We start from the raw sequence: 23826 nt of genomic DNA, 5'->3' as shown, positions 1-23826 counted from the left end.
CCTTTACTTTGTAAACTCCCCAAATGGGCTAATCCATTCGTTTAGTTCCAATATTTCCAACCTTGTAAGTAATAGTGCAGCACATTTGGCTCATCAAGTGTCGATACTTTTTCATTGCTAGCGCTAATGTCTGGAGTAAAAATAAACAGTTGTGCGTCATTTTCAGGGCGGTAATAGCGGGTGTTAACAGGCAATACTTGGTGGTTGCTACACATTAAGTTGCAAGCCATAACAAAGCCCCATTCACCAAAAGAAGGCACATTCAAGTGATAAGGCAAGGTATGAGCAAAGCCTGCAGCACTGAGCGTGTTGTTGATAGACCAAAATGCCTGTTTCGCAAAAAATGGACTGGTAGCTTGGGTTACCACAATACCGTTATTTAGCATTCGTGTTTTTACCAGTTGATAAAACTGCTGGCTATAAAGCCGTGCTAAATTGATTGCTTTTGGATCCGGTAAATCAATAAAAATAATATCGAACAGCTGTTCGCTTTGCTCAATAAAGACATAGGCATCTTGATGAATAACAGTCACTTTAGGGTCACTGAGTGAGTGCTTGTTAAGTGTTGTGAGGTTGTGATTAGTTTGCGCAAGCCTAGCGACTGCTGGGTCTAAATCGACGAGGGTAATAGACTCTACTTGCGGGTATTTCAAAAGTTCTCTCGCTGCTAAGCCATCGCCACCGCCTAAAATGAGAATACGCTTTGCATTGCCATGACGCACCATAGCTGGATGAATAAGCGCTTCGTGATAGCGATACTCATCAATCGATGAAAACTGTAAGCCACCGTTTAAATAAAGCCGAATATCATCTTTATGACGAGTCAGTACAATTTGTTGGTAGGGCGTTTGTTCTGAGTGTACAACACGGTCATCGTAGATTTGGCTTTGCCAAATATGGGTGAGCTGTTTACTGGCAAATAAACAAAGCACCAATATTGAGCTAACTAAAACAAGAGTGAGCCTCAGTACTTTTCGACGGTTTGGGCTGATATGGTCGATAAAGTACCACAGCAATAATAGCGCAATACTCAGATTCATTAAGCCAAAGCTTAGGGATGTTTTAAAAACCCCAAGCCAAGGTAAAAATAAAAAAGGAAACAGTAACGTCGCGAGCAGTGCACCAAAGTAGTCAATAGATAACACGTTGGCGAGGTTTGCTTTTAGCGCATAATGTTTTTCCATTAGGCGACTTAAAAGCGGAATTTCTAAGCCAATCAAAACCCCTATTAACGTGGTGAGTAAAATACTAATTGCTTGCAGTGGTAAGCCAAACGCATAACAGAAATACAGTAATGGCACACTCAAGCCGCCAAGTAGTGCAAGCAGTAGCTCAAAACCAATAAAATACACCAGCAATGGCTTATCAGGCACAAAACGCGAAAAATAAGAGCCAACTCCCATTGCCGCCATATATACGCCAATTGTCAGGGAAAATTGAGTGATGCTATCACCCAAAAAGTAGGCACCGGTAGTTGCAATCAGTAGCTCATAGATAATAGAGCAAAGGCCAGCAACAAAAATACTAAACAGTAAAATGTGGCTTTCGCGAATTGATTTATTTACCACCTGGGCCGCCTCGTGAACGGAAACCTGCACTACCAATACTTTGTTCACGTAATTGTTTATCAACGCTTATCGTGAGGTGGTGATAGGAGTAAACTTGCCAATCTTGCTCTTTGTCACCTTTGCCATATGCCAAGAAAGAAAAGAAGAGCACGGGTGCTAAAAACAGTAAGACAATAGGCCAAACTGAGATACGTGATTCCATTGCTTTTATAGCTTCAGGGTTTAACTTATTGATTGGCTTATAAGTGATATCAGTTCCTTCACGCTTTGCCTCTAAACGATGCAGCATTACAAACAGCGCTACACCGCCAATGAAACCAGAAATCCATAACAGCGGAAGCATGAAATTACTGTTACCTTTGATTGGAATAATACGAAATGTATAGCTGAAATGTTCGGCACGTTTATTTGGGCCGAAAGTACTGCTGACGTAGGCGCTATATTGTCCCTTTTTAGGGAAGTGAACATCGTGGTGAGTATAGTCACGGTACTCAGTCCATTTACCATCTGAATCGTGTCCGGTTTCAGCCCAAAGTTCATCAGAGTAACTAAATAAATAGTGACCATCAGGGTCAAAAATTTCGATATCAATGGCTTTCCATGAGTTTAAAGGCAGTCTGCCTTTTATTTCTAAGCGCATCATTTGGCCATCTTCTGGCACTGTAAATAGGTAGGCTTTGTCTTGTCCGTCGTAGTCTTTAAAGTTGCCATATTGGCCACTAATAAGTGGCGCTTGTAGATCTGCACGTATCACTAAGCAAACAACAAATGTGATAGTGGCAATTATAAAAAGCTTATAGATGTTCATCCATTACTCCATAAATAAGCTTAAATAGCGATAGTGATGATAACAGCTACACAGATTGCAATGCTGCTTTCAATAACCGCAACAGCGGTGTTTTTGTCGTGCATTGCTTGGTCGAGCGAAATTTTGCTAAAGATAATTTTATCAACGAGGTAACGCACAATTGGTAAAATTAAAAAGCCAAATAATGCGTCAATAAAGAATAAGCTTAAGCTCTGTTGCCAAGTATGAAAGCCACCAATGAGCGCATGACACAAGATAATAGCTAACGCCAACATGGTGCCAGAAAAGCTAAGTGCAACGGCTTTGTTGCCTTTTTCGAGCTGTTCGTGAAGATTAAAAGCAGTGAGGTGATCATAGCCTTTGGCAAAAATGATCAGCATTAGTTGCCCTAAAAAGTAAAACACAATGGCCGATAACCAGCTGCCTTCTCCGGTTAATGCGCCACCAATAATCAGTGCCGCGGCCATATAGTTTGCCGCTTGTACTAGGCCTACAGCCTCGTTTTGTTGGTTAATTAATTGCTCTTGGTTACAGAACAAACGCAGCAGTAATTTGTCATTTAAAATACGTGAGCAAGTCAGCAGCACCATACCTAATACGCTGTACAGTGATACATTCATTAAATCACTTAGCAAACCTTGGCTAGGTCCAGCTAAAACAAAGCCATAAATAATGGTAATTGCCCCTAAGTAGCCGCCAATAGATAAACCTAAAGCACTGTTGGCATTATCGGTTAACTGGCTGGTGGTGTTATAAGGGGTCGCTAAATTATACGATAGCTTTGCAAGGGCGATGATTGCAATGAACAGACCAATGTAGGCGCTGTTATAGGCCATAGTTGATAGGTAGTGGGTTAAGTTAATATCCATATAATTATGTTAGCTTGTTGTTATTTTCCGAAAATATTAACACAGAGTGTTTGTTGCAAAGAATATCAAAGCGTCATTTTTGGCAGAATTAATCAATTTCTTAAAAGTTTCATAGCTTTTGCCTGTCTCATTGTTAGGTTATGGGTTAAAATAACAACATAACCAACTAACAAGATAGTGAATGTCAAAACAGGATCCAAATCTCAGTCGAGAACAAGAAAAGTACGAAAACCCCGTCCCTAGCCGTGAGTTTATACTTACTCACTTAGAATCTCGCGCCAAACCAGCAAACTTCACACAACTTTGTGACGAATTACATGTGAATGATACAGAGCGTCAAATAGCGTTCAAACGTCGTTTACGTGCTATGGAGCGCGATGGTCAACTGTATTTCAATAAGTTTAAATGCTACGCATTGATAGATGAATCAGGCCTAGTTAAAGGCAAGGTCATTGGTCATCGTGACGGATTCGGCTTTTTAGAAGTTGAAGGTGAGAGTAAAGATTGGTTTATCGCAAAGCACCAAATGAATATGGTGTTGCACGGTGACATTGTGCTTGCTAAAGGCAATCGTAAAGGCTCAAGTGGTAAATGCGATGCACGTATCATTAAGGTACTGACCAATGAACGGGCCCCGATTGTTGGTCGCTATTTTGTTGAGCATGGTATTGCTGTTGTCGTGGCAGAAGACCCACGTATAACGCAAGATATTATGATACTACCGGGTAGTGAAAATGGCGCGCGCCACAACCAAATGGTGCAGGTGCAAATTACCCAAAACCCAAGCCGACATATGAATGCGGTAGGCAAAGTCACTGAGGTACTGGGTGAACACTTAGCACCGGGTATGGAAATTGAAGTTGCACTACGCAATCACGATATTCCCCACGTTTGGCCAGAAGCGGTTGAAAAGCAAGTTGCTCATTTAGGTGAGTTTGTTGATGAACAAGCTAAGCAAGGGCGTGTTGATTTACGTGACTTACCGCTGGTTACTATCGATGGTGAAGATGCTCGAGACTTTGATGATGCCGTTTATTGTGAGCGTAAACCATCAGGTGGTTGGCGTTTATGGGTAGCTATTGCCGATGTGTCGCACTACGTAGGTATGAATACGCCTCTGAATAAAGAAGCGATTGAACGTGGTAACTCAGTTTATTTCCCTGAGCAAGTTATTCCGATGCTGCCAAAAGTGCTATCGAATGGCTTGTGCTCATTGAACCCAGAAGTTGACCGTTTATGTATGGTTGCTGAGATGACGGTGTCAGAAGCGGGTAAGTTGTCTGGGTATAAATTTTACGAAGCGGTGATGAATTCACACGCTCGTTTTACCTACACTAAAGTGAATGCGATTTTACAAGGCGATGAAAAGCTGCGTGAAGAGTACGCCCAAATGGTGCCACATTTAACTGACTTACAGCAAATGTACATGGCACTTAAAGCTGCTCGCCAAGACCGTGGTGCGATTGAGTTTGAAACCTTAGAAACGCGCTTTGTGTTTAATGCACATCGTAAGATCGAATCAATTGTGCCTGTGGTTCGTAATGATGCACACAAACTTATCGAAGAGTGCATGATTTTAGCGAACGTATCGGCAGCACGTTTATTAGAAAAGCACGAGGCGAGTGCGCTTTACCGTGTACATGATGAACCAGATGCTGAAAAGCTTGGCTTTTTCAGAAACTTTTTATCAGAGCTTGGCATCGAAAGTGCGATTTCTGATGAACCAACACCAAAAGAAATCACCCAAGTGTTGGCAAAACTAGGCGACCGCCCAGAAGCTGAGCTTATTCAAACCATGTTGCTACGCTCGATGAAGCAAGCGGTTTATCAGCCTGATAATATTGGCCACTTTGGTTTAGCTTTACCGGCCTATGCGCACTTTACATCACCTATTCGTCGTTACCCTGATTTGGTAGTACACCGTGCAATCAAAGCAGTGCTTAAAGCACAAGGTCAGCAAACATCCGGTGAATATGCATACACTGATGACGAAGTTGATATTTTAGGTGAGCAGTGTTCAACCACTGAACGCCGTGCAGATGATGCAACTCGCGAAGTAGCTGATTGGCTCAAATGTGAATATATGCAAGACCATGTTGGTGACGAATTTGGTGGGGTGATCTCATCGGTGACTAACTTTGGTTTATTTGTGCGCTTAGACGACTTACAAATTGACGGTATGATCCATGTAACCAATTTAGGTAATGAATACTTCCACTACGATGGTGCTAAGCATTGCTTAATTGGTGAACAAACACACAGCGTTTTTCGATTAGGCGATAAAGTAACGGTTCAGGTTTCATCTGTAAGTCTTGATGAGCGACGCATAAATTTAGTGTTAGCCGGTGAAGCGCAACAAGACCGTTATGCGCGTCGTCGTAGTGCATCGTCAAAACCAAGTGTTCGTGCACAGCTTAAAGCAGGTAAAATTCCTGGTAAAAAAGCACAATCTAGCCGCCCTGAGGCAAAATCAGGCGACAAAGAGAACGAAAAACGTGGCAAGTCTTCTCCTTCTTCTAAAGGGCGAAAAAAGCCCAATAGTAAACAAGCTGATGCTGTAAAAGCTGGCAAGAAGAAGAGTAAGAAAAAAGCCACCAAAAAGGCAAAAAGACCGGGTAAGAATGCCCGCAAACAAAGTAGCCGAGGAGCAAATAATACGTGAGTAATGAATTAATTTTTGGTTTTCACTCAGTTGAAGCAATATTAGCAAAAGAGCCTGAGCGCTTTTTAGAAATATACGCTTTAAAAGGGCGTGAAGATAAACGTTTAAACCCGGTTATTGACCAAGCACGTAAATTCGGTATTTCTGTACAATTTATGCAGCGTAAAGCGCTTGATAACAAAGCAAATGGTGAGCAGCACCAAGGCATTATCGCTAATGTAAAAGCGGCGCGTATGTATAACGAAAAAGATCTTGATGAGATCATAGCCCGTGAAGAAACGCCTTTCTTATTGGTGCTTGATGGCATAACTGATCCGCATAATTTAGGTGCATGTTTACGTAGTGCTGATGCTGCTGGCGTACACGCGATCATCGTTCCTAAAGATAAATCTGCAAAACTCAACGGCACAGCGCGTAAAGTAGCGTGCGGTGCAGCCGAAACAGTGCCATTGGTACAAGTCACTAATCTTGCGCGTACGTTACGTGAAATTAAAGACGCAGGTGTCTGGGTTGTTGGCACTGCTGGTGAAACTGATACTGAGTTATTCGATGCAAATCTAACTGGGCCAATGGCTGTTGTTATGGGGGCAGAAGGTGATGGTATGCGCCGCCTTACTCGTGAGCATTGTGATCTATTAGTTAAAATCCCAATGGCTGGTTCGGTATCTAGTTTAAATGTGTCAGTTGCGACCGGTATTTGTTTATTTGAAGTGTTACGTCAGCGTAATGCAACGCAAATCTAACTACCGCGAAAATTTTAGACACAAAAAAAGCCGATGATACATCGGCTTTTTTGTATCTAATAGTTTAGATTAGATTTTTGCGAAAGCGCCTTGTAGTGGTGGTACTACTTGCTTCTTACGGCTTAATACGCCATCTAACCAAACGCGACCATCTTCTGATTTAGCATCATAGGCAGCTTCGATTACTGATACGTCATCAGACGAAATTAGCATTTCTGAGCCTTCTTTCATGATATCAGTTAACAGTAGTAATACTGAGTGTCGACCGCCTTCTTCTTTAAGCTTTGCGATGTCAGCTTCAAGGTCTGCTTTGATTTCATCAAATACAGCAAGGTCGATAACTTCTAGCTGGCCAATACCTACTAGCTTACCGTTCATGTTGAAGTCTTTAAAGTCACGCATAACTAAATCACGTGCTGGAGTGCCTTCAACAGCTGATTTAACCTTGAACATTTCCATGCCAAGCTCTTTGAAATCTTCGATGCCAGCGATTTCAGCAAGTGCTTCAACACACTTGATGTCTGCCGTTGTACATGTTGGTGATTTAAAGATCACAGTGTCGCTTAAGATAGCGCATAACATGATGCCAGCGATATCTTTTGGAATTTCTACGTTGTAGAAGTCATACATCATTTTGATGATAGTGTTTGAACAACCAACTGGGCGGATCCAACACTCAAGTGGTGTTGACGATGTTAAGTCGCCTAGTTTGTGGTGATCAACAACACCCACAACACGTGCTTCATCGATGTCATCAGGTGCTTGTGTTTTTTCTGTGTGGTCAACAATATAAACGTCTTCGCCTGCATAGCTAAGTTTTAGCTCAGGTGCTTCGAAACCGAATTTATCTAGAATAAATTGTGTTTCAGGCGATACTTCACCTAAACGCGTCGGGATCGCAGGTTCATTGATCTGGTTTTTTAAGTAAGCAAGCGCAATTGCACCGCAAATTGAATCTGAATCAGGGATCTTATGACCCACTACATACATTGACATTGACGGAACTCCTTTAAATTTGGCGGATATTTTAGCAAAGTATCGACAGATTGATACATAACAGACATGAAATTTTGTTGATCAATTACAACTGCCAATTAATGCCCTTTTTGGTTACACTTTAAGATATTGAAAACTGAGGAAGATACTGATGCGCTTGAGCCGAAAAGCATGGAATAATGTGGTGATTATTTCGATGCTATTGATGATTTTTTTCTTCAATGGCCTCCATAAAAAGCTCAATACACAGCCCGTTGAAGAAGGAGTACAAGCATTACTCCCACAGCAAAGCTTCATTTTGGCAATGGCCTTTCCTGAATTTAAAATTGAGCGTATCGGCACCTCTTGGCGTAGCCAATCACTGCAAGAAAACACATGGCAAGGCGATGAGCAGCAGCTCGAGCAACTTGTTGAGCTGTGGCAGCATCAGCAACTAACTATTGCCAGTCTTCCTGTTAGTAAAATTTCACAGACGTCGGCTGATTATGTTGCTTCAGTGTGGTTAGCCGGGGAGCAGTTGCCTGCAGTGTACCAATTGTACAATATAGATCAGCAATACTATTTATTAGATAAGCGATTACAACGGGTATTTGAGCTTGAACAAGCTGATGCAGCTAAGTTATTTCCGTTATATCCGTTTTAAGAGAGTCACAGATGCCTGAATTACCAGAAGTTGAAGTTAGCCGTTTGGGAATAACGCCGCATGTGCTTAACCAAACAGTGACCAAAGTAAATATTCATAACGCCAGTATGCGTTGGCCAGTGCCTGATGATGTATATCAATTACAAGGACTTAAAGTTACTTCAGTGGAGCGCAGAGCAAAATATTTATTACTTGGTTGTGAGCTAGGTAGTGTAATTTTGCACCTAGGTATGTCGGGTAATTTACGTGTTGTGGGTGCTGATGAACCATTAAAAAAACACGATCATATTGAATTTATTTTAGCCTCCGGTAAAGCATTAAGGCTGAACGACGCGCGTCGATTTGGCGCTTGCTTATGGCAAGCGCCAGGTGAATGCCATACTTTGCTGACCAAGCTCGGACCAGAGCCGCTAACAGATGAGTTTACTGCAAAGCGTGTTTACGAGCAGTCTAGAAATAAAAAAGTACCTATTAAACAGTTTGTTATGGATAACGCTGTGGTGGTTGGCGTGGGTAATATCTATGCCAATGAGTCGTTATTTAAGGCTGGAATTCATCCTAAACGAGAAGCTGGCAAGGTGTCTTTAAAGCGTTATCAGCAATTAGTGCCTAATATTAAAGAAACACTTGCTGCAGCTATAACGCAAGGCGGCACAACGTTAAAAGATTTTGCCCAAAGTGATGGTAAGCCTGGTTATTTTGCCCAGCAATTGCTGGTTTATGGTCGTAAGGGTGAGCCATGTGTAAATTGTAAAGAACCATTAAAAGAAATTAGATTAGGACAAAGAAGCACAGTGTATTGTTCTAATTGTCAAAAATAACAATGAACCCTTCATCTATGTAGTATTGCAACAGGTAGCAAGATAGAGACAGGCTTAAGGAATGAGAAGGTTGTATGCTATTAAACAAATACGTCATAGGATGTGTGTACTTGGCGGCACTGGTAGGTTGCTCTAAAGAACAACCTCAAGTTATCGTTGAAGAAGTGGTCACTGCTGAGGTTAAGCAGTTTGATGTGCCTCTGTATGGGAATTACGTGGCACGCACAGATGCTTCGCTTGATGTTGAAGTGCGAGCGAGGATTACTGGTTTTGTGCAAAGCGTTGAGTTTGTTGAAGGTAGCTGGGTAAACGAAGGTGATTTACTCTATACCATAGATGATAGGCCTTACCGGGCTAAGCTTAATCGCGTTAAAGCTGCACTACAAAAAGACCAAGCGGCGCTTGCTAAAGCAAAGCGAGATGTTACCCGTCTAAAACCCCTTTACGAGCAAGACGCAGCAAGCCAACTCGACTATGACAATGCAATTTCTATTCAAGAGCAAGCGCAAGCGTCATTATCAGCAACCCAAGCTGAACTTGAAGAAACTAAGCTAGATTTAGAATATACCCGTATTACGGCACCAATTAGCGGCATGGTTGGCAGCTCTGAAGCCGATCTTGGTGCTTTGGTCGGCAGTAATGGTATTTCACTCCTTACCACCATTCAGCAAATAGACCCTATTTTCGTTAATTTTAATATGTCGGCACTTGATTACTTGAATGCCAAGCGGCGCATGACCAGCATGATGGAGCAGCTACAAGCCGAGCAAAAGGGCAAGGCGCTAGAAGGCTTTGTACGTATTTCTTTGCCTGATGGCAGCGAGTATCGATATTGGGGCGATGTGAGCTTTACTGATCCTAAAATCAGCCCTAAAACTGGTACTTTCAAAGTTCGGGCAAAACTGCCTAACCCAAACAGTGAATTGCTACCTGGGCAATATACAAAAGCACGCATTAAATTATCAGAGCTAACTGATGCTATAGTCGTTCCTGAGGAAGCTACACAAGTAGAACAGGGCGGTATTTATGTGATGGTCGTGCTTGATTCAGGTGAGATAGAGCGGCGCTTTATTGTCGTTGAACATTACGGTGAACAGGGAATTGTTGCCAGCGGTGGCTTGAGTGCTGGTGAGCAAGTAGTGGTTAAAGGTTTGCATCGCATTCGCCATGGCCAGCAAGTTAAAGCTATTTCTTTAGAAGAGTTTGAAAAACGCCAAATAACGCCTAACACTGACAATATTCCACTGGCGCCAGATAAACCAAACAAACAAGATGATGAAAAAAATCAGCAGGGAGCTTAACTATGTTTTCGCACTTTTTTATCAAGCGCCCAGTGTTTGCTATCGTTATTTCGTTAGTTATTTTACTTACAGGTTTGGTCTCGCTTTTTACCCTACCGATTGATCAATACCCAGATATTGCTCCGCCGTCGGTTAAAGTGTCTGCTTCATTCCCTGGCGCAACGGCAGAGACAGCATCTGAGTCAGTAGCCATTCCTCTTGAGCAAGAATTAAATGGCACACCGAATATGTTGTATATGGAGTCAAAGGCCACTAACTCTGGCAGCGTTGGAATTACACTCACCTTTGATGTTGGCACCGATCCTGATCTCGCTCTTGTTGATGTGCAAAACACGGCAAGCCAAGCTGGCAGTAATTTACCGGTTGATGTGCAAACTGAAGGGGTGAATGTCTCAAATGAAAGTTCGGTTGAGCTATTGAAACTGGCACTGACCTCTGATGACCCTCGCTATGACGAAATCTATTTGAGTAACTACGCTAGCATCAATGTTGAGGCGGCTTTAAAGCGTGTGCCGGGGGTTGGTAAAGTGCGTAACACCGGCTCGCGTTCGTATGCTATGCGGGTCTGGTTAAAGCCTGATATTTTAGCGGGCTACGAGTTAACCGTGAATGATGTGACCGCAGCAATCAAAGCACAAAATAAAGAGGCCGCTGCAGGGGAGATTGGCGCTCAGCCAATGAGCGATGCAATTAAGCTTAACTTTCCGGTACGAGCGCAAGGAAGGCTTAATAAGGTTGATGAATTTAATAATATTATGCTGCGAGTTAACAGCGACGGCTCGATGATCCGCTTGCGTGATGTTGCACGGGTTGAGCTTGCTTCATCGGCTTATACTTTAAATTCAAAACTAAATGAACAGCCAGCAACTATTTTGCAGGTTTATATGTTGCCCGGCTCCAATGCATTAGCTGTAACAGAGCGTGTTAAAGCCGAAATGGATCGCTTGAGCGCGGCTTTTCCTAAGGGCGTGAAGTGGCAATTATTTTATGATGCCTCTGAGTTTATCAAACTGTCGATTAATGAGGTGATCAATACTCTTATTCAAGCTTTGATCTTAGTGATCTTGGTGGTTTATTTATTTTTGCAAAACTGGCGAACTACCTTGATACCAGCTTTAGCTGTGCCGGTGTCTATAATTGGTACTTTTATCGCCCTTGCTGCATTTGGTTTTACTATTAATAATGTCAGTTTATTGGCCATGGTCTTGGCGATAGGCATAGTCGTTGATGATGCTATTGTGGTGGTCGAAAGTGTTGAGCGGTTGATCAATGAGCAAAATATGGATGTTGTTGCTGCGACTAAGCAAGCGATGACAGAGCTTTCTGGGGCAATTGTTGCAACTTCCTTAGTACTTGCCGCGGTGTTTGTACCTGTGTCGTTTTTAGCAGGTATTACAGGCATCATGTATCGAGAGTTTGCGATTTCAATTACGGTTGCGGTGCTTATTTCAACCTTAGTTGCTTTAACCTTGAGCCCCGCTTTATGTGCGGTTTTCTTAAAACCTAGCTCCCCCTCAAACAATAAGATATTTGTTAAGTTTAATACCTGGCTTGAAAGTGTGGGTAAAAAATATACATGGCTTGTTAAGGTATGCTCAAAAAAAGCAAAACGTAGTTATATTGGTTTTTTTATTATGGTAGGAGGCTGCTATTTTGTGTTTAGCCAACTACCTAGCAGCTTTATGCCGCAAGAAGATCAAGGGCGCTTTTTTGTTGATATTACTTTGCCAGATGCGGCAACGGTTTCACGTACTAATGAGGTAATAAGTAAAGCAAACCAATTTGTTATGAACCATGCTGGGGTTGCTTATTCATTCACGTTAGCAGGGGAAAACCGCCGTGCTGGGAGTGCGCAATCACATGGTCAAATGGAAGTTATTTTACAGCCATGGCAAGTGCGTGCAGAACAAGGTTTTAGTGTTACAAGTGTGATGAATGATATTCGCAAACAACTGTATGCTATCCCTGATGCGGAGTTTAATGTGTTTCAACCCTCAGCAGTTGCAGGGCTTGGTTCCGGATCTGGTGTAGAGTTCGCATTACAAGAAAAAACGGGTGGCAACTTAACTAGTTTGGTTGAATCGCTAGAGGTACTGCTCGCTAACTTAAATAACCGTCCTGAAGTTGCTAAAGCAAGTAGCTCATTGCGCGGCTCAGTACCTCAGCTGTTTTTAGAGCTAGATAGAGAAAAAGCCATGGCATTAGAAGTGCCGATTGCGGATGTCTACAGTACCATGAAAGTACTCACAGGTTCTTCAACCATCAACGATTTTAACTTATTTGGCCGGGTTTATCGGGTTAAAGTCCAAGCCGAAGATGAATTCAGAGCACGCCCTGAAAACCTCAATGAATTTTATGTGCGTTCAAAGAATGGCGCTATGGTGCCATCAAATGTGCTTGCTAAACTTAATTTAACAACCGGTCCTTCTGCGATAAACCGTTTTAATATGTTTACTAGTGCGATGGTGAATGTATCGCCTGCTGAGGGTTATGCATCGGGTGATGTAATTAACGTGATCAAAGAAGAAATGGCAAAGCTACCACCTAACCTTGGTTATGAATGGACCGGTTTAACCTATCAAGAAATTCGCTCATCGGGTCAGCTTGGTATCGCGATAACTCTTGCTATCGTGTTTGTATTTTTATTTTTAGCAGCGCTCTATGAAAGTTGGAGCTTGCCGTTTGCTGTACTACTAATAAGCCCCATTGCCATGTTAGGGGCCTCTGTATTGACCTTAATGACGGGGCACGAAAATAACTTATTTTTTCAAGTTGCCTTTATTGCTTTGATAGGCCTTGCTGCTAAGAACTCTATATTGATTGTTGAAGTAGCAAACCAGCTTTATCAAGAAGGCATGAATGCCACTGATGCCGCGATAGAAGCGGCCCGTTCACGGTTTCGACCTATTTTAATGACCGCAGCCTCTTTTGTACTTGGTGTTTTGCCTTTAGTACTAGCATCTGGCCCCGGAGCAGTTGGTCGGCAGTCGGTATCTATGCCTATTTTAGGAGGTATGTTATTAGCAAGCTCTATCGGCATCGTTTTAGTGCCACTGTTTTTTATTACCGCAGCACGCTTTGTAAAAAAACAGCAAACACCAGCGGCCTATAAAGCATTAGTAAAGGAGCAAGTTGATGCATAAACTGTTGCCATTGCTTTGTTTCGCTTGCATTCAAGGTTGTGCTGTAGGGCCTGATTTTGAAGTACCTGAACATAGTGAAGTTGTTAATTTTATGGGGATAACAGCTACGCCTCAGTCGGAGGCTTTAGCAGGCTGGAAGCAAATTTATAGCGACCCTCATTTGCAAAAGCTGATTAGCCAAGCGCTGATCAATAATCAAGATATGTTAATTGCACAATCGAAAATTATTGAAGCGCGTGCTCGGTATCGGATTGCTGATGCAGCCTTATGGCCTGATGTGAATGTAGGTCTCACCTCGGAGCGGGAAGAAGAGCTTAATAGCAGTCCAGAAAACACGTTTGATTTAAAAGGTTACTTAAGCTGGGAGCTAGATTTATTTGGCAGCAACCGACGCGCAAGCGAAGCCGCACTGGCAAATTATTATAGCCAAGAACAAGCTAGAACTGCATTGCAGTTAGCCTTGATTGCTGATGTAGCGCAGCAGTTTTTTGCCCTCAAAGAAGTTGAAGAGCAATTAAAGATCAGCCTGAGTACAATTAAACTTCGCGAGAAAGAGCTTGAAATTGCGCGTATTCGCAAAAAGGGCGGCATTATTTCTGGGCTAGAGCAGCGCCAAGCTGAAGTTGAACTTGAATCAGCGAAGGTTAAAATCCCACCTTTGCAGCATAATGAAAGGCGCATTACTAATCAGTTGAAGTTCCTAATTGGTGATGCCAATGCCGATGTGCAAGGTGGCAATGAGTTATCTGTGCAAACCCTTCCTAAGCAACTACCAACAGGGTTACCTAGCGAGCTTCTAAAACGCAGGCCAGATGTGCAGCAAGCAATGTATCAATGGCAAGCGGCAATGGCTGAGATTGGTGTCGCAAAAGCAGCGTTATTTCCAAAACTTAATTTGTATGCTGAACTTGGCAGTGAAAGTACTGATTTTAGTGATTTGCTCGCCAGTAATTCGCAGGTTTGGCTGTTAGGTTCAGAGTTGTTAATGCCAATATTCAATATGGGACGCAATCAGGCAAATTTAACGGTAGCGGAACAGCGGGCATACCAGGCCAGTATTAAATATCAAAAAACAGTGCTGGTGGCACTGCAAGAAGTGAGCAATCAGCTATCTAATTATCAGTCGGCAGAGCAAAGCTATGATGCGCAACGGAGTTTGGTGCTCAGTAGTCAAGATTACTATCGATTAGCACGTCTTAGGTATAGCAATGGTGTTGCCAGTTCCCTTGATTTAATGGATGCGCAGCGTCAGTTATTTTCGGCAGAAATCGCCTTATCACAAGCGAAAAATGATCGCTTACAAAGCTTAGCAACCCTCTATAAAGCTCTTGGTGGCGGATGGTATGAATTGAGCGATCAGGAATTAGAAAAAGAAAAGGTGGTTGATTAATTTAAAGAGCATGCTAAAGCATGCTCTTTAAAGTTTATAACTCAAATGGTGCTACACCCACCGCTTTCATCTTGTAGCCAACTTGAGCAATGTCACCAGACCAAGTTTCTGTGCTGATAACACCTGTCACTACAATCGCATCGTATAGGCTCTCGATTGGTACACCGCCTTTGATGGTGACATGCACAATTTGATTTGGCGGTGGCGGCGGTACATGAATACATGCACCGAAATAAGGTACGAGTAAAAATTCAGTGATCACTTCGCTGTCACCTTCAAGTGGCACAACAAAGCCTGGTAAACTCACTGATTTACCATCAAGTTCTTTAACTACTGGCGCATCAAGGTCAGGTTGAACCCAGTTTTGCTCGCTACCTTCATGGTTTGCTTGTGCTTGAGTGTCGATTTGTACATGACCTTTTGGAATTAAATCTTCCCAGAAGATTTCTTTTGGAGCGCCAGCATTAGCAGCTACACACACGAATAATGCGACTAAAGCGACGAATTTTCGAAAAAACGGCATAACATTCCTTAAATTTTAATACTCATGCCATCAGCAAGAGAGTAGAAATACGCGCGGGTTGCAGGAATTAACCCAACAATAAAGCCTGCGACCATTATCGCAGCTAATAACATGAGTTCATAGGATGACAATAAAGCTATATTTAGGCTTATTCCGGCATGACTTTGCAAGTAATCTGCGCCGAGCAACATTAAAGCATAGAACAAAGCGGTGCCAACAACACAGCCGAGCCCTGTTATGAGTAAAGACTCGACACTGATCAAAGTGAAAATATGCCATGGTCTGGCCCCTACAGAGCGCAAAATAGCAAGCTCCCTGCGGCGTTGATTAAGGCTAGAAAGGAGACTCGTTAACATGCCAAGTAAACTGATCAGTACCACCACAATAGAAAATAACAGCAAGATTTTTTCCACGATAGAAAGCATTTCCCATAGTTCACGCAGGGTAACACCTGGCATGATGGCAAGCAGTGCTTCATCTTTGTATTGGTTGATATTACGACGCACTTGTAAGGTATAAAGCGGTGAATCAAAGCCAAGTAAAAAAGCGGTTATTTGTTTTGGTGTACCAACGAGATCAACATCATCATGATGGTCGTGGTCGTGGTCGTGGTCGTGGTCGTGGTCGTGGTCGTGGTCGTGGTCGTCTGTAGCAGTTAGGGCTGGTTCATGCTGATGCGAATGGCTGCCATGAATTACGTCAATTGCAGCTAGCGGAATATGCAATGTTTTATCAACAGGTGTACCTGTTGGCTTTAAAATACCGACCACTTTAAATGGATTATCGTCATGATTATGAAAGCTGGTATTGCCCATACCATGAGCAATCACCACTTCATCGCCTAGCTGATAACCTAAGGTATTGGCAACCTCTGCACCTAATACCACTTCAAACAAATGATTAAATGCATGACCTTGTGAAAAGCTTAGCTGCTGCTTTTTAGCAAAGCGATAGTGCTCAAAATAGTCTTTATTTGTTCCAAGTACAGCAAGACCTTTATGGCTGTCGCCTAGCGACATAGGAATAGCCCATTTAACACCACGTTGTTCAGTGATGTATTGGTAACTTTTCCAGCTCACGCCATTGTTAGCATGACCAATACGAAACACCGAAGATAGCAACAGTTGAATGTCACCGGTACGAGCACCGACAATTAAATCAGTGCCCGAAATTGTATTACTGAAGCTACTTTTAGCATCAACTCGAACGCGCTCAATCGACATTAGTAACATTACGCTAATGGCTATTGTAAATAATGTGAGTAGAGCGCTGGCCTTACGGTTTAATAAACTTTTTACGGCGAGTTTAACGAGTAGCATGTGTACCTCCTTGTAAATCGACAAGGCTGATACTACGGCTAAATAGTGTTTGTAGAGTTTCATCATGGCTAACAAACACCAGCGTGCTGTTAGCCGCCCTTGCTTGCTCAAATAACAACTTTACAAAAGCTTGGCGATTTTGCGTGTCGAGTGCTGAAGTTGGTTCATCTGCAATGATAATTTCAGGGCTGCCAATAAAGGCTCGTGCTGCGGCAACTCTTTGCTGCTGACCAATACTAAGCTCAGCCACGGCTTGATGTTGCAGGGTATCGTTTAGTCCTAGAGCGCTGAGTAAGCGGCTTGCCTCTGCTGTTATTGTTGTACTATTTTCTAATGCTTTTTTTTGCCTTTGCTTTGAAAACTGGCACCCCAAGGTCACATTTTCAATAGGCGATAAATAAGGGAGTAAATTAAAGTTTTGAAAAATGTAGCCTATATGATCGGCACGAAAACGGTCTCGTTTACTATTATTAAATTGGTTTATCGCTTTACCGAGGAGTTCGATACTCCCTTGTGTTGGCACTGTAACACCAGCGAGCAGTGATAATAAAGTTGATTTACCACAGCCACTCGGGCCGTGAAGAAAAACATGTTCGCCTTGATCAATATGTAATTCAGTAATATTGATCGTTGGCTCAGGTTGTTTTGTGTGCCACTTGAATAGCACGTTTGCAAGCGTGATCATAACGACCTATCAATTGTTACCATCGCCAGTAATTTAAATTTCTACGCATTTTAAAGTTACGAATAAAATTACGTGGTTTTGGCTTAAGTGCTGGATTGCTCAATAGTAATTCATTGCTTGCAGCAAGTACACGTTGACTCGATAAGCCGTCCTGATACGGGTGTAACTGTTGGCAAAAGTGTTCAATTTTAGCCATTAATTCAGGTGGTCGTGTGAAAGCATAATCAATTGCCTCAGTTAGCTTATCGGCATCAGTGATATCTATAAGGTGTTCTCCAGGTGCTTGGTTACAAAAAGTCACGACAGGTTTTCTTTGTAAGATAAACATAAGCAATATAGAGGAAGTATCACACAGCATGACATCCGCCGCTTGCAACAGCGGTAATACATTATCTGTCTCTACAAAGGTTAGATTTTCGTTTTGTAGAGCCTTGTATTTATCAACAAGCTCGCTTGGCATTTTTGGGTGGAATTGCATTAAAATTCGCCACTTACCTTGCTCACTGTATGCTTTAATTTGTTCGTATAATCTAGGTGCTAGAGAGAGGCGCTTTGAGAAAGTTGAACAAATCAATAACGTTTTTCTGTCGTCATCTGGATTTCTGTAAGGATTGTTTTCAATTTCATTAAAATAAGGATCGAGTGTTGGCCAACCAGTTTCTTTTACTTGGAAAAAGCCATATTTTTTAGCTAAAGCTTGGAAAGGAGCTGTAGTGTTTGGGCCTTGAGTACAATACAAATCAAAGCAACCTCTGATTTTAAAATGGTCATTTTGGCCTTTACTGTTTAACTTTCCTGCATCAAATCCATGAAATACGCCAACTTTAACGCCAGGTATAAAAGTGGGGATAATGTTAGAAGGTGCAAAAAGCACATCGGGTTGCCAATCGTGTATAGCCTTAACGCTATCTAAGGTTTGCTCACTTTTATCAAGAAAGTCACGATTTACACTCTTGCCATGTAAAAACCACTTAACCTCACCGCCACGCGCTAAAATCTCCCGTTGTAATGGGCGCAAAATCGCGTACGAATAGTTTTGCGAAATATACATTAAGTATTTTTTTTCTTTTGTAGCTGCTAAGTAATCCAAGAAAACCTCCTATTGCGAGGCAATATTATAACGAAATATTGTTTATGACAGCAAAATTGCAGAATAATTAAGTTTTTATTGTATTTGGTGCGGTCAATTGTAAGTAGATAATCGGGCAGTGATTGAGCTTTCAAGGCGTCTAGATTATTATAGGCGGCCATAACCCCAATCCCATACATGTGCTCACAAGAGCATGCCAAATACTTTCGGAGATAGCATGACTAGCTATAAAGTTTTAGACGTAAACGATGATTTACCGATCCGTACTAAAGGTGCAGTACACAGCGGTAAAGTGCGTTCAGTTTATTGGTTAACTGATGAAGACAGCGCTCGTTTAATTAATGAAAAAGGTTATCAAGTTCCAAAAGGAACTGAGCTAGCTATTATGGTTATTTCTGACCGTATTTCTGCGTTTGATTGTATTTGGCAAGGTGAAAACGGTTTAAATGGTGTGCCAGGTAAAGGCATTGCATTAAACTCAGTGGCATCTCATTGGTTTAAGTTATTTGATAAAGCAGGTCTTGCTGGTAATCATATCGTTGATATTCCTCATCCTTATGTATGGATTGTACGTAAAGCAAGCACTGTAAAAGTAGAAGCTATTGCGCGCCAATATATTACTGGCAGCATGTGGCGTGATTATGCAAAAGGCACCCGTAATTTCTGCGGTATTGATTTACCAGAGGGCTTAGCTGCGAATCAAAAGCTAGATGAAGTGTTAATCACGCCATCAACGAAAGGCATTATCACAGGTGTTGCTGACATTCCTGAAGTAGATGATGTGAACATTACCCGTGAAAACATCACGAATAACTTAGCTGTTTTTAACTTTAAGTCTGAAGATGATGTTGCTAAATATGAGCAATTACTTGTTGAAGGCTTCAAGCTGATTAGTGATGAACTTGCACAGCTAGACCAAATCTTTGTCGATACTAAATTTGAATTTGGTTATGTTGAAGATATTGATGGTTCAGATAAGCTTATCTACATTGATGAAGTGGGCACGCCTGATTCATCACGTATTTGGGATGGCCCAGCTTACCGTGACGGTAAAATCATTGAAAACTCAAAAGAGGGTTTCCGCCAGTTATTAATTAATAACGTGCCAGACAGCGATGTGTTATTAAATAAAGATCGTATGGGCGAGCGTGAGCAGCTTGCTAAAGACTACACCTTGCCAGAATCAGTGATGCTTGAAGTGTCTGATACCTACGTTGGTATTGCGAGTAAAATTATTGGGCAAAAAATCACTATTCCAAGCGATCCACGAAGTGAAGTCATCGCTATATTAGATAACGATTACGGCTTAATTAAGCACGATTAATTGCTGTTTTTAACTTAGTTATGCTCTAAGTTAATATTATTAAAGCCAAGTTGGTTTTCTAGTAAAACTGCTTGGCTTTTTTCTTGCTTTTCATACCTTCTCTCATTAACTTAAGCTAAGATTAATCTATACTTATTAGCAAACTAAGCTAAGCAAGGTTCAATTATGACGTTTTTTGCGCACTGTGCTCGCACGGTATGTTCTTTTGTATTTATGTGCTGCGCTGCGAATGTATTTGCAGCGGATATTTCATTTACCGTTCGAGATCAATTTGGTGAGCCTTTAGCCGATGCTGTAATTGAATTACAAGGTAATAAAAATTTAGCGCACACGCAGTTGCCTGTCGCAGTGATGGATCAGGTTAATAAGCAGTTTTCACCTAATGTATTGGTAATACAGCAAGGTCAGTCTGTTGATTTTCCTAATAGTGATAATATTCGCCATCATGTTTATTCTTTTTCAAGCGCTAAACCTTTCAATATTAAGCTATATGCTGACCGTCCAGAAAAACCAGAGTTATTTGATAACGCCGGGGTGGTAGTCCTAGGCTGTAATATTCACGATTCTATGGTGGGTTATATCTATGTAGCAAATGGCGCTAATACACTAAAAACAGCACAAGATGGCAAAGTACAATTAAAAGATATTTCAGTTCCAACGAATATAACGATTTGGCACCCAAACCAAGCAAGTGAAATTAATAAAAAATTATCAGTCACTGTAACTGAACAAGCAGCTGATATTACAATTGAAACAAATGCACCTGCACCGCGTAATACGTTTGGTGAGATGTTTAAGGCAGATAATGATACATAGTTTAAGAGGGCGGATCATAGCCTTATGCGTAAGCCTCGTTTTATTAACTAGTTTAGTCAGTTTAGCGAGCTCTTGGTGGTCGACTAATCGGTTTAATGACCAAAAGTTACGTGAAGATATTAATGTCGCTGAAAATGTTTTTAAGCAATATTTAAGTGCTAAAGAAAGCCTGCTATTAACGGCTGCAAAGGTACTCACAGCAGACTTTGGTTTTAAACAAGCTATTGCTACCCAAGATGCTGATACCATTAGCAGTGTATTGAATAACCACAGTCGTCGAATAAATGCTGATTTGATGTTGCTCATTGATTTATCTGGGCAATTGGTCTCTGCAAATACTGAATTTAACCATACACCTGATGAGTTTTCTGCACTGATGAATGAATTGCTCATTAATGCAGAGCAATCTAATTTTATTGTTCTTGATCAAACCCTATACCAAGTTATCTTATTGCCGGTACGTGCGCCTCGTACTGTTGCCTACAGTTTAGTGGGCTTTGAAATTAATGACCTTGTTGCTGCAGAGCTAAAAAACCTTACCACAATGGATGTGAGTTTTATTGGTGAAGATGATGGTGTTGTAGAGACCTCACTAACCAAGCAACCTCAAACTAATTCAGTATTAGCGCATTTTAATAATGAGACAACGCAACGTATTTTTGGTGAAAAGCCGGTTTATAGAAATCGACTGGTTGAACTGCCATCCTTGCCCGGGCACATAGTCTCAGTGCTGTTAAGTGCTGATTTAACCCAGAGTTATCGTGAGTTTGAACAGCTATTTTTCACCATTATTGTGCTTGCTGCGATTACGGTTGTGATAGGCGTATTGACCAGTGGGATTTTGGCTAAAAACCTCACGACACCGCTTTCAAAGCTAACCTTACTTGCTCAGCAATTTGCTCGTGGCAATTATAAAGCTGAATTTGTAGGTAAAAAGCAAAGCAGCGAAATCACCACGTTAGTCGATGCCTTTAACAACATGGGTAACGACATCAAAGAGCGTGAACAGCAAATAAGTTTTCAAGCTAGCCATGATTCATTAACTGGCTTTTATACCCGTTCTGCGATGTTAGAAAACATGGAGAACTTGTTTGCTGAAGGCGCTGAATACACACTCGTTGCCATAGATATAAGAGGTCTTCGTCATATCAATGATAAATTAGGCCCGCGTATTGGTGATGATTGTTTAAAAGCAGTTGCTGAGCGTATTGGTGAATACTCGGCACATCATAATGGTGAGAATGCTCGGATTGGCGGCGATGAATTTTTAACCTTACTTCCTGCAGATGAAACTAAGCAGTTTAAAGATGCAGTAATGAAGCTTGTTGCTCAGTTACAGGCTGGCTACTTAATTCAAGGCTTAAATATTACTTTACGCTTTAGTGTTGGGGTGGTGCATTGCCTTTCACAGAATGTCAGCCCTGAGGACTTAATGCGTCGCTCGTTAATTGCTGTTGATACCGCATCTTGCGAGCATAAAACTATTCATTATTATCAAGAAGGTGAAGACGAAGAGCACCTTGAGCGCCTTGCAATAATCGATGAACTTAAACAAGCCCTCGTTGATGATGATGGCCAGCTTTTCATGACCTATCAACCAAAACTAAATATTAAAACCAATTGCATTGATAAAGTTGAGTCATTAATTCGTTGGCAGCGTAAAGATGGTCAGTGGGTTTCGCCTGAGCTGTTTATTGATTTAGCAGAACAATCAGGGGTGATTGTGGAGCTAACTTCTTGGGTTGTAAAAACAGTGGTGTCTCAAGTTGCTGCATGGCAACAGCAAGGTGTTACCATGCAGGCTGCAATTAATGTCTCTGCACAAGATATAGCATACCCTAGCTTTTACTCTCACCTTGCTAAACAACTTGAGAAACATGATGTTAATGGGCGTTTAATTACGATTGAGCTCACAGAGCGAGATATGATTGAGAACGAAGATCAAGGCATTAAGGCACTCGAAAATCTCAAAACCTTGGGTGTTAAAATCTCGTTGGATGACTATGGTGTAGGGCAAACATCTCTCGGGCGCTTAAAGTCATTACCGATTGATGAGCTAAAGCTTGATAAGTGTTTTATTTTGCAATTAGATCAGTCACGACAAGATCAATACATAGTGCAATCTACAGTTACTCTAGGTCACCAGCTGGGTTTTTCGGTTGTAGCGGAAGGCGTTGAGAACAAAGAGTCACTGGATATTTTAGTGCAAAATAAATGCGATTATGCACAAGGCTATTACTTAAGTAGACCACTAAAATCAGAGCAGTTTTTGCAGTGGTTAGAGGTGTACAATGAAGCGTCTTAATTGGTTGTTTGGGTTAATTTGCCTTGCTTTTGCAAGTTCAGGGCTCGCAGCATCGGGTAAATTATTAGCAACGCCTGGTGTCTCCCAGGTTGAAGGTAGTGCGGGTGGTGGTATTGTTCCTTGGGCGCAGCTTGCAGGCTATGCAAGTGATGATGAAATAGCTATAAATGGCTTTTGTAGTCGCGCTGATGTGAGTGATTACAGCTTAGATGTTTGTGGCGCGCAACTAAATATTTATGATCGCGTTGAATTTAGTTACGCAGAGCAACGCTTCGAAGTTCCCGCATTAAATACCGATATTGAACAATCAATTACAGGGGCAAAAGTACGCTTATACGGCGATATCGTTTACAGTAAATGGCCGCAGTTGAGCTTGGGTGTACAACATAAATCACTGGATGACGGCAGTATCGCTAACCTATTAGGCGCAGAAGACACCAGTGGTACTGATATTTATCTTGCTGCTAGTAAATTACATTTAGGAGCGCTTGTTGGGTATAACTGGTTTTGGAATACCACTTTTCGTTATAGCGATGCTAATCAACTAGGTTTGTTAGGTTTTGGCGGCCCTGATAGCGATAAAGAGTTGTTATTTGAAGCGTCTACCGCGGTGTTTTTAACCCATCAAATAGCCGTTGGTGTTGAGTATCGGGAAAAGTCTAATAATCTTGGCTTAGGGGAGCAAGATTGGCAGGATGTGTTTGTTGCTTGGTTTCCCAATAAGTATGTTAGTGTCACCGCTGCTTGGTTAGACTTAGGAAGTATTGCTGGGGCTAAGGATCAAACAGGTTGGTATCTTTCTGTTACAGGGTATTGGTAA

The 23826-nt window shown here is 41.8% G+C and carries 19 protein-coding genes; 11 read left to right on the top strand and 8 right to left on the bottom strand.

Annotated features, from left to right (window positions below):
• Nucleotides 1-41 precede the first annotated feature (41 nt).
• Genes QUE86_RS05175 through QUE86_RS05165 form a run of 3 tightly spaced genes read right to left on the bottom strand, consistent with a single transcriptional unit; the run spans nucleotide 42 to nucleotide 3245 of the window.
• Nucleotides 42-1568, bottom strand: a complete 1527-nt coding sequence (locus QUE86_RS05175; RefSeq protein ID WP_286259618.1) for a polyamine aminopropyltransferase — start codon at nucleotides 1566-1568, stop codon at nucleotides 42-44.
• Nucleotides 1558-2376, bottom strand: coding sequence for a hypothetical protein (locus tag QUE86_RS05170; protein WP_167658673.1), 819 nt, complete (start codon nucleotides 2374-2376; stop codon nucleotides 1558-1560). The genes QUE86_RS05175 and QUE86_RS05170 overlap by 11 nt, the downstream gene beginning before the upstream one ends.
• A gap of 20 nt (nucleotides 2377-2396) precedes the next feature.
• Nucleotides 2397-3245: a DUF350 domain-containing protein gene (locus tag QUE86_RS05165; protein ID WP_167658674.1), complete on the bottom strand. Its 849-nt coding sequence runs from the start codon at nucleotides 3243-3245 to the stop codon at nucleotides 2397-2399.
• 181 nt (nucleotides 3246-3426) lie between these two features.
• On the opposite strand from QUE86_RS05165, the gene rnr reads away from it, so the two are divergent.
• Complete coding sequence (gene rnr, locus QUE86_RS05160) at nucleotides 3427-5907, top strand: ribonuclease R (protein ID WP_178927415.1); 2481 nt, start codon at nucleotides 3427-3429, stop codon at nucleotides 5905-5907.
• Nucleotides 5904-6650, top strand: a complete 747-nt coding sequence (gene rlmB, locus QUE86_RS05155; RefSeq protein WP_054561023.1) for a 23S rRNA (guanosine(2251)-2'-O)-methyltransferase RlmB — start codon at nucleotides 5904-5906, stop codon at nucleotides 6648-6650. The genes rnr and rlmB overlap by 4 nt, the downstream gene beginning before the upstream one ends.
• Nucleotides 6651-6719: 69 nt before the next feature.
• Here rlmB and QUE86_RS05150 read toward each other — a convergent pair whose 3' ends face one another.
• The gene (locus QUE86_RS05150; RefSeq protein WP_130050571.1) at nucleotides 6720-7646 is read right to left on the bottom strand and encodes a manganese-dependent inorganic pyrophosphatase; all 927 of its coding nucleotides are present in this window, start codon (nucleotides 7644-7646) and stop codon (nucleotides 6720-6722) included.
• A 151-nt stretch (nucleotides 7647-7797) separates the two neighbouring features.
• Between QUE86_RS05150 and QUE86_RS05145 the strand changes: the two genes are divergently transcribed.
• From QUE86_RS05145 to QUE86_RS05125, 5 genes are all read left to right on the top strand, one after another.
• Nucleotides 7798-8289 carry a hypothetical protein gene (locus QUE86_RS05145; RefSeq protein WP_286259609.1) on the top strand — a complete coding sequence of 164 codons (492 nt, stop codon included), beginning with the start codon at nucleotides 7798-7800 and terminating at the stop codon, nucleotides 8287-8289.
• 11 nt (nucleotides 8290-8300) lie between these two features.
• Nucleotides 8301-9110 (top strand): bifunctional DNA-formamidopyrimidine glycosylase/DNA-(apurinic or apyrimidinic site) lyase, encoded by an 810-nt coding sequence (gene mutM, locus QUE86_RS05140; protein WP_286259607.1) that lies wholly within the window; start codon nucleotides 8301-8303, stop codon nucleotides 9108-9110.
• A gap of 74 nt (nucleotides 9111-9184) precedes the next feature.
• Entirely contained in the window at nucleotides 9185-10411 is a 1227-nt protein-coding gene (locus QUE86_RS05135) for an efflux RND transporter periplasmic adaptor subunit (RefSeq protein WP_239976911.1), read from the top strand.
• A 2-nt stretch (nucleotides 10412-10413) separates the two neighbouring features.
• The gene (locus QUE86_RS05130) at nucleotides 10414-13554 is read left to right on the top strand and encodes an efflux RND transporter permease subunit (protein WP_286259605.1); all 3141 of its coding nucleotides are present in this window, start codon (nucleotides 10414-10416) and stop codon (nucleotides 13552-13554) included.
• Entirely contained in the window at nucleotides 13547-14944 is a 1398-nt protein-coding gene (locus tag QUE86_RS05125; RefSeq protein ID WP_130050576.1) for an efflux transporter outer membrane subunit, read from the top strand. The genes QUE86_RS05130 and QUE86_RS05125 overlap by 8 nt, the downstream gene beginning before the upstream one ends.
• 34 nt (nucleotides 14945-14978) lie before the next feature.
• Here QUE86_RS05125 and QUE86_RS05120 read toward each other — a convergent pair whose 3' ends face one another.
• From QUE86_RS05120 to QUE86_RS05105, 4 genes are read right to left on the bottom strand one after another with little or no spacing between them, the layout of a single operon-like run.
• A complete protein-coding gene (locus tag QUE86_RS05120; protein WP_130050577.1) occupies nucleotides 14979-15467 on the bottom strand; it encodes a DUF3299 domain-containing protein in 489 nt (162 codons plus the stop codon).
• 8 nt (nucleotides 15468-15475) lie between these two features.
• A complete protein-coding gene (locus QUE86_RS05115) occupies nucleotides 15476-16786 on the bottom strand; it encodes an ABC transporter permease (RefSeq protein WP_286259600.1) in 1311 nt (436 codons plus the stop codon).
• On the bottom strand, nucleotides 16773-17471 hold the full coding sequence (locus QUE86_RS05110; RefSeq protein WP_250661214.1) for an ABC transporter ATP-binding protein: 699 nt from the start codon (nucleotides 17469-17471) through the stop codon (nucleotides 16773-16775). The genes QUE86_RS05115 and QUE86_RS05110 overlap by 14 nt, the downstream gene beginning before the upstream one ends.
• 16 nt (nucleotides 17472-17487) lie before the next feature.
• Nucleotides 17488-18561 carry a CDP-glycerol glycerophosphotransferase family protein gene (locus tag QUE86_RS05105; protein WP_250661213.1) on the bottom strand — a complete coding sequence of 358 codons (1074 nt, stop codon included), beginning with the start codon at nucleotides 18559-18561 and terminating at the stop codon, nucleotides 17488-17490.
• 217 nt (nucleotides 18562-18778) lie between these two features.
• On the opposite strand from QUE86_RS05105, the gene QUE86_RS05100 reads away from it, so the two are divergent.
• The 4 genes from QUE86_RS05100 (at nucleotide 18779) to QUE86_RS05085 (ending at nucleotide 23826) form a co-directional block, all read left to right on the top strand.
• Nucleotides 18779-19885 (top strand): phosphoribosylaminoimidazolesuccinocarboxamide synthase, encoded by a 1107-nt coding sequence (locus QUE86_RS05100; RefSeq protein ID WP_130050580.1) that lies wholly within the window; start codon nucleotides 18779-18781, stop codon nucleotides 19883-19885.
• Between the two features lie 165 nt (nucleotides 19886-20050).
• Entirely contained in the window at nucleotides 20051-20701 is a 651-nt protein-coding gene (locus tag QUE86_RS05095) for a methylamine utilization protein (RefSeq protein WP_240701301.1), read from the top strand.
• Nucleotides 20691-23006, top strand: a complete 2316-nt coding sequence (locus QUE86_RS05090) for a bifunctional diguanylate cyclase/phosphodiesterase (RefSeq protein ID WP_130050581.1) — start codon at nucleotides 20691-20693, stop codon at nucleotides 23004-23006. Before QUE86_RS05095 ends, QUE86_RS05090 begins: the two co-directional genes overlap by 11 nt.
• Nucleotides 22993-23826 carry a DUF3034 family protein gene (locus QUE86_RS05085; protein ID WP_130050582.1) on the top strand — a complete coding sequence of 278 codons (834 nt, stop codon included), beginning with the start codon at nucleotides 22993-22995 and terminating at the stop codon, nucleotides 23824-23826. The genes QUE86_RS05090 and QUE86_RS05085 overlap by 14 nt, the downstream gene beginning before the upstream one ends.

Origin of the sequence: Pseudoalteromonas apostichopi, from assembly GCF_030297135.1 — a bacterium.
Classification (GTDB): Bacteria; Pseudomonadota; Gammaproteobacteria; order Enterobacterales; family Alteromonadaceae; genus Pseudoalteromonas; species Pseudoalteromonas apostichopi.
The sequence above is the reverse complement of the archived record's forward strand: the minus strand, read 5'-3'. Positions and strand labels throughout refer to the sequence as shown.